Annotated in this window: 10 protein-coding genes; 7 read left to right on the forward strand and 3 right to left on the reverse strand. The window is 34.2% G+C overall.

The window, feature by feature from the left end; genetic code table 11:
* Nucleotides 1-60: 60 nt before the first annotated feature.
* The gene (locus ACE939_RS07170; RefSeq protein WP_378188225.1) at nucleotides 61-1,626 is read right to left on the reverse strand and encodes a hypothetical protein; all 1,566 of its coding nucleotides are present in this window, start codon (nucleotides 1,624-1,626) and stop codon (nucleotides 61-63) included.
* 241 nt (nucleotides 1,627-1,867) lie between these two features.
* Between ACE939_RS07170 and ACE939_RS07175 the strand changes: the two genes are divergently transcribed.
* Nucleotides 1,868-3,076, forward strand: coding sequence for an ATP-binding protein (locus tag ACE939_RS07175; RefSeq protein ID WP_378188226.1), 1,209 nt, complete (start codon nucleotides 1,868-1,870; stop codon nucleotides 3,074-3,076).
* Nucleotides 3,077-3,174: 98 nt separating this feature from the next.
* Entirely contained in the window at nucleotides 3,175-4,377 is a 1,203-nt protein-coding gene (locus ACE939_RS07180) for an ATP-binding protein (RefSeq protein WP_378188227.1), read from the forward strand.
* Between the two features lie 21 nt (nucleotides 4,378-4,398).
* Here the strand turns inward: ACE939_RS07180 and ACE939_RS07185 are convergent, their stop codons facing one another.
* A complete protein-coding gene (locus ACE939_RS07185; RefSeq protein WP_378188228.1) occupies nucleotides 4,399-5,961 on the reverse strand; it encodes an NAD(P)/FAD-dependent oxidoreductase in 1,563 nt (520 codons plus the stop codon).
* Nucleotides 5,962-6,105: 144 nt separating this feature from the next.
* Between ACE939_RS07185 and ACE939_RS07190 the strand changes: the two genes are divergently transcribed.
* A complete protein-coding gene (locus ACE939_RS07190; protein ID WP_378188230.1) occupies nucleotides 6,106-6,627 on the forward strand; it encodes a porin family protein in 522 nt (173 codons plus the stop codon).
* A gap of 102 nt (nucleotides 6,628-6,729) precedes the next feature.
* On the opposite strand, the gene ACE939_RS07195 is transcribed toward ACE939_RS07190, so the two are convergent.
* The gene (locus ACE939_RS07195; protein WP_378188231.1) at nucleotides 6,730-7,977 is read right to left on the reverse strand and encodes a DEAD/DEAH box helicase; all 1,248 of its coding nucleotides are present in this window, start codon (nucleotides 7,975-7,977) and stop codon (nucleotides 6,730-6,732) included.
* Nucleotides 7,978-8,235: 258 nt separating this feature from the next.
* Here ACE939_RS07195 and ACE939_RS07200 point away from each other — a divergent pair, with 258 nt between their 5' ends.
* The 4 genes from ACE939_RS07200 to ACE939_RS07215 are packed head-to-tail and all read left to right on the forward strand — an operon-like array spanning nucleotide 8,236 to nucleotide 12,484.
* On the forward strand, nucleotides 8,236-10,161 hold the full coding sequence (locus ACE939_RS07200) for a BatA and WFA domain-containing protein (protein WP_378188232.1): 1,926 nt from the start codon (nucleotides 8,236-8,238) through the stop codon (nucleotides 10,159-10,161).
* A complete protein-coding gene (locus ACE939_RS07205) occupies nucleotides 10,158-11,414 on the forward strand; it encodes a dihydroorotase family protein (protein ID WP_378188233.1) in 1,257 nt (418 codons plus the stop codon). Before ACE939_RS07200 ends, ACE939_RS07205 begins: the two co-directional genes overlap by 4 nt.
* 42 nt (nucleotides 11,415-11,456) lie before the next feature.
* The gene (locus ACE939_RS07210) at nucleotides 11,457-11,792 is read left to right on the forward strand and encodes a hypothetical protein (protein ID WP_378188234.1); all 336 of its coding nucleotides are present in this window, start codon (nucleotides 11,457-11,459) and stop codon (nucleotides 11,790-11,792) included.
* Between the two features lie 32 nt (nucleotides 11,793-11,824).
* Nucleotides 11,825-12,484: an alpha/beta hydrolase gene (locus tag ACE939_RS07215; protein WP_378188235.1), complete on the forward strand. Its 660-nt coding sequence runs from the start codon at nucleotides 11,825-11,827 to the stop codon at nucleotides 12,482-12,484.
* Nucleotides 12,485-12,499 lie beyond the last annotated feature (15 nt).

Below are 12,499 nucleotides of genomic sequence, written 5' to 3' on the forward strand. Positions count from 1 at the left end.
AAGAAAAGGATCTTTATCAACAGATAAAGACCTTTTCAAAAGTATAACTAACACATTATTTTATCTAGGTAGTCCCTTTAAGATGACTATTTGTGAAGCTTGATTATCCTCAAAAGTAGCATTGATATGCCCGTCTAAGCCTTTGAAGTCGTCATGTTTCCAATAGTGTGGTTGTAATGCTAATAAAAATGTATTTGGCTCTCCTATTTTGTCAGAAATATCAATTAGAGATCCAAATTCGCCACTAATACCCGTACTATTATTTTGAGCTAAATCTTGACGTACTACAAGTTCTAATACTTTTTGAGGATTATTACCATTAATATCTGTTTGATAGATTTGTGCAGCATGCCCTCTATCGAACGAATTTGGGTCCTCTTGTACATATATAAAATTCTCGGTTACACAAATGTTATCAGGACTTTGAAGTTCTGCCAGATTACCATCCATATTATTTGTGTCGGTATTACCACTAATTATTTGCGTCAATGTACCTGTCAAAGGTGAATTTTCATTCAGTTCTAGTTTATAAACTGTTCCCCAGTCGTTATATGTCCCTCTTCCTGGTCCTCTACCTGTTACAGCAAAAAATACATTTCTCCCTTTTTCATCTGTTCCCTTTTGATAGTCTACATCTTCAACTCTCATAAACTGTGAAGCAAATACATCTTGGCAGGCAACTTCCATTTCATCTTTAGTCAAATTTTTGCCATTTGTAATTTCTACAAATTCAACATCATAAGAAGTACCAAAATCCAAACTAGCTTCATTATAAATTGTATTAGGAGTCACGGTTTGTACTCCTTGAGCACCGTCAGAAATTTGTTTAAATCTCAAGACGTAAATCTTTCCATTTTCTAAATCTGCATCACCGTTCTCAGAGTAATACAATGTCACTTGACCTTCAGAACCACTAGAATCATCATCACCTCCAATTATCACAGTCTTACCAGAATACGCATCTTTTGGCAAAGGCACTGCATTTTCCCAAGAAAATTCACCTAAAGCATCCAAACCAAAATCTGCATTCGGAGTAGGTACCTCAATCCTTGGGTCAATTCCTTTAATGTCATAATTAATACTTTCAGAAGCCGATAAAAATAAATCGCTTGTACCCCCATGAATAGCAGCCTCCCACATAGTTCCAGAACACTGTCTTGCAAAATCTGAAACGCCAGAGTTAAGCAAGTAATCTCCCGAAACGGGAATTAAATTTTTATCTAATCTTATCCTTGCAACGCTGTAGCTATCCTCGCAGTTTACTACATAGATATAACCATCATCTTCTTTTAAGAATCCTGCGCCATCTGCAGACCCGGCTAATTGAAAAGATTCATCTATTACATCTGGGGTACTAATTAAAGAGTATGCTTTTACATAATTGAACTGAGGTGCCATCGCCACTAATGGTTCAATACTCGATTTATTTGCAAATATTGTAGGTTGGGGAACAAAATCTTCTCCATCCTTACCGTTATCTCCCTTAGCGCCATCAACACCGTCAATGCCATTTTTGCCATCCGTACCATTAAGGCCGTCGATGCCATCCTCTACATCGCAGCTTATGATAAGTAATAGTAGCGAGAGTAAACTAATTTTAAATAGCCCTTTCAAAATTGTTGTCATGATTTTTTTAGTTTATTATTTATAATTATGACTTCAAAAATAATAGGGACAAAAAGATCTATAGTTAATTAAATAAGGTGATAGCGTTACTAATTTCTTATATAAAATGTCTGTTCGTTAAGAAATTATTAAAAGTTGTGACTAATCGAAGAACAACCGCATTTAATTAACATTTGTTTACTAAAAATTATGTTAATAATCACTAAATTTATGTAAAATACACGGGCTTATTCTAATATATATGATTACCAACTCAACCACACCCTACGAAAGTAGACGATTGCAGGCATTACATAGTTATCAAATTTTAAACACTCCAAGAGAAACCATTTATGACGAAATAACTAAAATAACATCCAAAATGACTGGCAAGCCTATTGCTTTAATATCATTTGTGGATAAGGATTATACCTGGTATAAAGCGAGTACGGGATATGATCAAGAACAAGACGAAAGAGCCTACTCATTTTGTAGTCACGCTATCTTAGAAGAACAAAAATATCTGATAGTCGAAAATGCGCTTATAGATACTAGGTTCTCCAAGTTTCCATCAGTTAACAATAGTCATTCGGTTAGGTTTTATGCAGGAGTATGTTTAATCGACGAACAGGGATTTCCATTGGGTACCTTATGCATTTTTGATTCGAAACCTAGTCACATTTCCGAAGAGCATTTAGAGTTTTTGAAAGTTACTTCACGACAAATAATCAAAATCTTAACCCTAACAAAATTAAACAAACAATTATCGTGGAATCAATCGCAGGTTGAAAAACGCAATGCATTACTTAGAGATTTTGCTGGTATTGTGTCTCACGACATAAAAATGCCCTTGTCCAATATTATTCTTACTACAGAGGTATTGCGAAACAAATATTTTAATAAACTTGATTTTAAAGCCTTAGAATATCTATCCTATTTAAAAGAATCCGCTTTTAGACTAAGTGATTATATCAATGATTTACTTTCTCATTATGAATCAGAACATGATACTCAAGATAAATTAGAAAAATTTGATCTCAATGAATTATTATCAGAAATTGTAGACCTATTAAGTATAAGTGATGATGTGACTATTCATTTTCCCGAAACTTCAATGGATCTATATGTAAACAGAGCAGCATTGGAGCAAATCTTTCTAAATTTGATCGGTAATTGTTTAAAATATAATGATAAAGACTTAATAGAAATCGACATTAAGGTTGGCGATGGTGATTCTTATTATTACTTCAGTATTACAGATAATGGCATTGGTATTTCAGAGGAGAAGCAAAGTAAAATTTTTGACTTATTTAAAACAGCTGTGGATAAAGATCGATCTGGTAATACAGGCAATGGGATTGGGCTTAATACGGTAAAGAATCTAGTAGAAAATTTAGGAGGCACTATAACCCTATCATCTAAGATAGGAAAAGGCACCTCTTTTCACTTTTCTTTAAAAAAACATATGTAATCATAAAGAGGTATTTAAAAAATTCAACTTTTTTAATCAGAACTGCTACTCTTTAATTTTATATATTTGTCAACTATATTTTAAGATTCTCTTTTATTATGCTCAACCCCGCAAAAGCAATAAACGAAGAAGAACGACTCAAAGCTCTTCACAGTTATCATGTTTTACATACAGAAAAAGAAATTGAGTATAACGAAATTACCGATCTTGCTGCCGAGATCACTGGTAAACCAGTTGCAATTATCTCTTTAGTAGATCAAGATGAAGTATGGCTTAAAGCCACCTTTGGCATGGATATTTGTAGCTCTGAACGCAAGTATTCGTTTTGCAGTCATACAATTTTGGAAGAAGATGAAGTATTAATTGTAGAAGATGCAAAAAAGGATACTAGATTTTATGATAATCCTTATACCACAGGTGAGACGCCTATAATATTTTATGCAGGAGTAAGCTTAAAAGACGAAGGGGGTCATGCTTTGGGTACACTCTGTGTAATTGATCATAAGCCTAATACGATTAGTAAAAAACAAATTCAATCCTTACAAATACTAGCAAGACAAATAATGAAGTTACTAACATTGAGGAAAAACAATGAACAACTTCAAAAATTACAATTAGAACTTACCCAAAAAAATGAATTACTTAAAGGTTTTGCAGGTATCGTATCACATGACATGAAAATGCCCTTGGCCAATATGATCTTAACAACAGATGTGCTTAGGGCTAAATATAGAAATCAATTAGATACCAAGGGTGTAGCTTATCTAGATAACTTAAAACAATCCTCCTTCAAGTTAAGCGATTATGTTGATAATTTGCTCTCTTACTATGAGTCTGATGGCCTTTCAAGAACCAAACCCGAAGAATTTCATCTAAATCATTTATTAGAAGAGATTGTCGAACTTCTTGGAATTGACCACAAGGTTATAATTAACTTTCCTGATGAGAATGTAAACTTGCATTGCAATCGTGCTGCACTAGAGCAAATTCTATTAAATCTAATCGGCAACAGCTTAAAATACAATGATAAAGAAGAGGTGATCATCAGTATAAAATGTGAAGAACACAAAAATGATTATCGTTTTCAAGTATCAGACAATGGAATCGGTATTCCAAAAGATAAGCAACATTTAATTTTTGATTTATTCACTACCGTAGCAGAATCGGATCGACAAGGTAACAAAGGTAACGGCATTGGTCTGAGTACAGTTAAAAAATTAATAGATAGTCTCCATGGAACTATCAATGTAGTTTCAAAAGAAAAAGAGGGTACTTCCTTCAATTTTACGGTAAAAAAATAAGTTATCGTACTCAGTTTTTTACTAGTTTAATTTTAGATTACGAATACATGCCTCAACACATTTTTCACCATCTATAGCTGCCGATATAATACCACCCGCGTACCCAGCACCTTCTCCGCTAGGATACAAACCCTTGATTTGAACATGCTCATAACTAATGCGATCTCGAGGTATACGCACAGGAGACGAAGTTCTAGACTCTGGCGCATGCACAACTGCATCGTTAGTTAAATAGCCACGCATACTTTTATCAAAAGCTTTAAATCCTTGTTGCAAAATTTGATGAAGAAAAGGAGGAAAAACCTCACCCATCTCAATACTAGTAAGTCCCGGTTTATAGGAAGTTAAAGGCAAATCTTTTGAAACTTTACTATGAACCATATCCACCAAACGTTGTGCAGGGACCCGCTGTGTTTCACCTGCTAATTGCCATGCCTTTTGTTCAATACTTTTTTGAAAATGCATTCCAGCTAAAGGACCATGAGAAAAATATTCTTTAAAATCCTCTGGTCTTAATTCTACAACGATACCGCTATTTGATGTAGGCTGATCTCTTTTTGAAGGTGACCATCCATTAGTTACAACTTCTCCTGGACTAGTAGCGCACGGTGCTATGACTCCTCCTGGACACATACAAAACGAATACATTCCTCTTCCCTGCACCTGTTTGACTATACTGTAAGGAGATGGAGGTAAATATGGTCCTCTGTTTTCAGATTTATACTGGATTTTATCGATTAGATGTTGAGAATGTTCTACCCTTACACCCAGTGCAAAAGGCTTTGCTTCGATATGAATTTGCTTATTATACAGTAATTCATACACATCTCTGGCCGAGTGACCAGTAGCTAAAATTACAGCATTGGTATCTATTGTCGTTCCATTTTTTGTAACTACACCTGTAATAGCACTATTTTTTATCTGAAAATCAATAACGCGCGTATCAAAATGGATTTCCCCACCTTGTGCAATAATTTTATTGCGAATCGACGCAATAATATCAGGTAATTTATTTGTACCAATATGAGGGTGAGCCTCAACCATAATTTGGGGTGTCGCTCCAAAGCCAACCAATAACTCCAAAATTCTGGTTACATCACCTCTCTTTTTTGATCGGGTATATAGTTTACCATCACTATACGTGCCTGCTCCTCCTTCCCCAAAACAATAATTAGAATCTTCATTTACAAGATGATCCCTATTTATTGCTTTCAAATCTCGTCGTCTTGCACGAACATCTTTACCTCGCTCCAAAACAATTGGTTTACATCCTAATTCTATAGCACGCAATGCGGCAAATAACCCAGCAGGTCCAGCCCCAATGATAACCACCTCGCTCGCATTCGACACCAACGGGTAATCAGGTAATCGTATCGGAGTATCGACAAACATTTCATTAATGTATACTCTAATCTTTAAATTAACTTTAACTGCAATTTGCCTAGCATCAATAGAACGTTTAACTATTTGTATATGAGAAATCTCGGCTACCTTCAACTTATTTAGTTGTGCTATTTTTTGCTTTAATAATTCTTTGTCGGCAGCTATGTGTGGAGATACTTGTATACTAAACTCGTGTTGCACAGTTATATTTTTGTTTTTTTGGCGAAGATACAATATTATGCACAAGCGCATTAGCTTCTCTGACAGTACTTCAATTAAAAAATAACAATAATCCTTTATTTTTTGAGTTATCTTTGAACTTAATAAACCTTAAAATTTACAATTATGAAAAGAATATTTTTATCTGCTATTGCAATTTTTGGATTCTCAGTTGCTACGCAAGCGCAAGACCTTAAATTTGGTTTTAAAGGAGGTGTTAACTTTGCAACACTAAGCGGAGATGATGTAGATAGTGATTTGGATGGTAGAACTGGGTATCATATTGGTGCTGTAGCTCAAGTAAGTTTAATGGATATGATTGCTTTGCAACCAGAAGTTCTATATTCTGCTCAGGGTGTTAAGGATAGAAATATTGATTATCTTAATGTCCCTGTTTTATTAAAATATAAATTTGCTAAAGTACTTAGCATTGAAGCTGGTCCTCAATTTGGCTTTGTTGTAAATGATGATGTAAAAAATGGCGCAAAACCTGAAAGCTTTGATTTTAGTGGTGCTGTTGGTGCAGGAGTAGAAATTAGTTCCTTTTTTGCACAAATACGCTATAACATAGGTTTTACTGAAGTTGTTGAGAATTTTGACGGAAAAAACTCAGCTTTTCAAATATCAGTAGGCTACTATATATTTTAATACAATAGTTTATTAAAAAAAATAAATGCATAAAAGCGGAAGTGGATACTTTCGCTTTTATGCATTATACTATAGTTGTATTTTATACATATCAACCAAAGTTTATCTTTTTCTATTTGTATTGCGTGACCTGCGCTGTTGTGGTTTACGTTTAGTATTGGCTCCAGACCGATGCTTTGATGCAATACCTTTCTTTGCGGCAGTGGTAGGAAAAGGAGTTAATGGTTCAAATCCTTCTATTGTATCTTTTGCTATTGGATCTCCCAAAAGTTTTTCAATATCCCACATGTATGCTGCTTCATCATGAGAAACTAATGAGATAGCTTCACCACTAGCACCTGCTCTACCCGTTCTACCAATGCGATGCACATAATCTGCAGCAATATTGGGCAACTCATAATTAATTACATGTGGCAATAAAGGTATATCTAATCCTCTAGCTGCGATATCAGTGGCTACCAAAACTCTGATCTTACTCTTCTTGAAACCATCTAGTGCTTTTGTTCTAGCACCTTGACTTTTATTTCCGTGAATAGCTGCAGCAGAGATGCCGCTTTTTGTTAATTTTTCACTAAGCCTATTAGCGCCATGCTTTGTACGCGTAAAAATTAAGACTTGTTTCCAATTACCTTCCGATATTAGTTTTATAACAGCTGCTGCTTTATTAGTTTTGTCTAATAAATACATACGCTGATTAACTTTTTCGGCTGTTGAGTTTTCTGGTGCTGCTTCTACAGTCACTGGGTGATGTAAAATACCATTTGCTAACTTCTTTATTTCTTTAGAAAAAGTTGCAGAAAATAATAAGTTCTGACGCTTCGATGGTAATAGATCTAATATTTTATTAATATCCCGTTGAAACCCCATATCCAACATGCGATCTGCCTCATCAAGAACAAGGGTGGTAACTCTGCCTAAACTTAATGCTTTCTGACTATGTAAATCTAGTAATCTACCAGGGGTAGCTACCAAAATATCAACCCCGTTGCGAAGCGTTCTGATTTGAGGTTTTGCGTTAACCCCACCAAAAACTACGGTTGATTTAATATCAAGATATTTGCTGTAAGCTTCTGCATTCTCCAAGATCTGAGCTGCTAACTCACGTGTTGGTGTTAATACTAATGCTCTAATTGGACGTTTTCCCTGTTTCTTTGTTTCTGTAATAATTTGTAATATTGGAAGGATAAACCCAGCGGTTTTTCCTGTTCCTGTTTGTGCTGATGCTAGTACATCTTTTCCTTCTAAAATTTCAGGAATTGCTTTCTCTTGAATTGTAGATGGTTTTGTGTATCCTTTTTCGCTTATAGCTTTGAGCAATGCGTCGGATAATCCTAAGGCGGTAAATGACATAAAAAAAATTTGAGAGATCAACAGCAAAATAGTATTTGTTGCCTCTTTATTTGAGGGTAAAGGTACACCTATTTTTAAACAAACAACTCTTCATACTATGAAGTACTCTGTTATAAACAAAATTTTGCTACTATTTTGGATTGTAAAATATGAATAGGGGGTGATTTTTACATTGATTTTTTCCAAAAAAGGTGCAGTCGTAAACTTTAATTTCAAATCTTATAGTATCTTTACCCTACACAAGAATTAAGATATAGAATGCATTTTAAACATCCGGAATTTCTCTACGCACTTTTTGCACTATTAATTCCTGTATTGATTCACTTATTTCAACTTCGTAAATTTCGCAAAATTGAATTTAGCAATGTTCAGTTTTTAAAAGCCGTGAGTTTACAAACCCGAAAGAGTTCCATTCTTAAAAAATTATTGATACTAATTACAAGAATGTTGTTATTTGCTTGTGTAATTATTGCTTTTGCACAACCTTTTTTTACTAATGAAGAGGATTTTGATACTCCGCAAGAACTAGTTATCTACTTGGACAACTCCTTTAGTATGGAGGCCAAAGGTCAAAAAGGCCCCCTCCTTAAGCGTGCCGTTCAAGATATAATTCAAGCCATCCCAGAACATCAAATTTTTACTTTATTTACTAATACAGAAGTTTTTAAAGATGTTACTAAAAAAGATATTCTTAACGATCTTTTAAAAATAGATTACAGCCCTAATCAACTTTCATACGCTATTGCGTATCTCAAAGCCAAAAAGCTATTTAAAAAGAATACGCTTTCTACTAAAAAGATGCTTTTGATATCAGACTTTCAGAACAATAATGATGTATCCGATATAGGACTTGATAAGGATATCTCTCCTATACTTGTTCAATTAACACCAGAGACCAAAAATAATATTGCTATTGATACGCTTTATATAGAGCAAAATCAAAACAATGACTTTACTCTTTTGGCATCTGTATCATCTACCAGTTTAATGGCGTCCAGTGTTCCTATTTCATTGTATAACGACGACAGACTACTTGCAAAATCCTCTGTATCCTTTGTAGATAAAACCGAACAGCAAGTAAGTTTTAGTTTGTCAAAGGGCGAAGCTTTGCAGGGTAAATTAGTCGTTCGGGACCCTAATTTATCGTTTGATAACATACGCTATCTTACTATCAATTCTCCTAAAAAAACCAAAGTGGTAACCATTTCTGGCACTAATGATGATTTTTTAAGACGTATTTATACCGAAGACGAGTTTTTACTCACACAAAGTTCTTTAACCACCTTAAATTATAATGCCATTAGTCAGGCTGATTTGATTATTTTAAATGAGATAGATACAATTCCCATTACCTTACTTAATACACTAAAAACAGCTATAGATCGTAACGCTATCCTCGGTTTTATTCCTTCTCATAAAGGAGAACTTAAAGATTACAATCTACTTATGAACGAACTAGGCGCACCCAAATTTGCCCCTCTGATAACTACTGATAATTTGATCTCTACGATTCATTTTGATCACCCCTTATTTATTGGGGTTTTTGACAAAAAAATTGATAATTTTCAATATCCAAAAGTAACTTCCTATTTTCCAGTTACTGCTACAAACTCTATCTTATCCTATACAGATGATAATTCGTTTCTCTATAATTACGGGAACACCTATATATTTACTGCGAGTATAGCTTCAGAATACAGTAATTTTAAAAACACCTCCTTAATAGTACCCGTATTTTATAATATTGGAAAAGAAAGTCTACAGCGACCTATTTTATATTATCAAATCGGAAAATCAAATAGTTATGATATTCAAGAATCTTTGGATCAAGATGAGATTGTTGCATTATCATCAGAACAAGAAACGATCATACCCTTACAACAAAATTTTTCAAATAAAGTTAGAATAACTACAGAAGATACTCCTAAGAATGCTGGTATTTTTACCGTAAAAAAAGGAGAGCAACCTTTGGGAAAGGTAGCTTATAATTATAATTCTACAGAAAGTAAATTACAGTATCATACACTAGCAACAACTAATAACTACAGTGTTGAACAAGATATTACTGTATTATTCGAGAAACTAAAAGAAAATAGTAGCGTGCAAGAATTTTGGAAATGGTTTATTATTTTTGCCCTTATCTTTTTGTTGATAGAAATTTTATTATTAAAATATTTGAAATGAAAGTTTTATTAAAAGCTACCACTGTACTCGATCCTCTATCTAAATATCATGGAGAGTCTGTTGATATTTTAATTGAAAATGGCTTTTTTAAACAAATTGATACAGATATTACACCTTCAAAAGAAATGAAGGTTATTAGTTTACCTAATTTATGTTGTTCACAAGGGTGGTTTGACAGCAGTGTTAGTTTAGGAGAACCCGGGTACGAAGAGCGAGAAACTTTATTACATGGACTCAATGTCGCTGCTCGCAGCGGTTTTACATCCATAGCACTTCAGCCCAATACGCATCCTATAATAGATACTAATTCTTCCGTAGGATTTATTACAGGTAAAACGCTTAATAATCCTGTAAAAGTGTATCCAATTGGTGCACTTACGGTAAAATCTGAAGGTATAGATTTAGCAGAATTATACGACATGTCTCAAGCTGGAGCAATAGCTTTTGGAGATTACAAAAAAGCTATCGAAAATCCTAATTTACTTAAATTAGCGTTATTATATGTTCAAAATTTTGACGGTTTGGTTCTTTCCTATCCTCAAGATAATGCGATTGCAGGCAAAGGAATGGTACATGAAGAAGAGCAAAGTACGTTATTGGGATTAAAGGGAATTCCTGCTCTTGCAGAAGAATTACAAATAGCTAGAGATCTCTCAATATTGGAATATACTGGAGGAAAATTACATATTCCTACCATATCTACAGCAAAGTCTGTTGCCTTAATAAAGGAAGCCAAAGCCAAAGGTCTCCAAGTGAGTTGTGCTGTAGCTGTACATCATCTACTTTTAACAGATCAAGAATTAACTAATTTTGATACTCGCTTTAAAGTACTACCGCCTCTAAGAACCTCAAAAGATACAACTGCATTACTAGAAGGTATTGATAATGGCACCATTGATATGATTAGTACAGATCATCAACCTATTGACATAGAGCATAAGAAAGTAGAGTTTGATCATGCCAAATATGGAACTGTTGGATTAGAAAGTGCTTTCGGAATTCTAAACAATCTATTAGGAACTCCCAAAACTTTGAAAATGCTAACACACGGTAAAACAATATTTGGTATTAAAACTACACCAATTGAGGTTGGTAACACTGTAGATCTTGCATTATTTAGCCCAGAAGGAAAAGCAAAATTCACAAAAGACGACATTCTCTCTACATCAAAAAATAGTGCTTTTTTTGGTAAAGAAACTAAAGGAAAAGTTTATGGCATTATTGCTCATAACCACATGATTATTAACAGCTAACACAGAGTATTTAGGCTATTTAACGTAATAATTTTAATTTAAATGCAAACAAATAATACCACCAATAATGGACGAACTCCTGCAATGATTGCCTATTTTACTTTAATAGGGACGATTGTTGCTTTTTATATGAATCAAGATGAGAAAAAGACCTCACTAGCTAGTTTTCATATTCGACAAGCGTTGGGAGTGCATATATCTTTTTATATTTTAGGGGCGCTGGTAAGCTTATTCGATTCTTGGCCTATAAGTTCGGCATTTTATGTTTTCATACTTGTACTCTGGGTTTTTGGATTGATAACCGCTCTACAACAGGAAGAAAAACCTACACCTATATTGGGTCCATTTTTTCAGCAATGGTTTACCTTTATTAAATAATTAGTTTCAATATTTTAAATTTCGTACTCCAAATGCAAGTCAAAACACTTTCGCTTCAACATGTAATAAGAACCCCAAAAACTGTTTCTGATACGACTCCCGTACTATTCATGTTTCATGGTTATGGAAGTGATGAAAACGATTTATTTTCTTTTGCTACCGAGTTACCCGAAGAATTATTTATAATTTCTGTAAGAGCACCGTATCCAATGCAACCTCATGGGAATGCATGGTATACTATTCACTTTGATGCTATCGATGGTAAGTTTAGTGACGACAAACAAGCTATACTCTCTCGAGATGCTATTGCAAAATTTATAGATGAAGCCACTGTTGCCTATACATTAAACCCATCAAACGTATCTATTCTAGGTTTTAGCCAAGGAACTATACTTAGTTATGCTGTAGCTCTTTCTTATCCAGAAAAGATTAAGAACGTGATCGCTTTAAGTGGCTATATTAACGAAGCTATTTTGGCAGAAGGGTATAAAAACAATAACTTTAATAATTTAAATATTTACTGCTCTCATGGCAGCGTGGATCAAGTGATACCAATAGATTGGGCGAGAAAAGCTCCTGAATTTTTGCGTACTTTGGGTATCCAAGCATCCTTGGAGGAGTTTCCTGTAGGACACGGGGTAGCACCTCAAAATTTTTATCAGTTTAGAGATTGGCTCATCGAAAATTTATAACGATACATCTATCTC

This window comes from Aquimarina rhodophyticola (assembly GCF_042434915.1).
Taxonomy (GTDB): Bacteria; Bacteroidota; Bacteroidia; order Flavobacteriales; family Flavobacteriaceae; genus Aquimarina.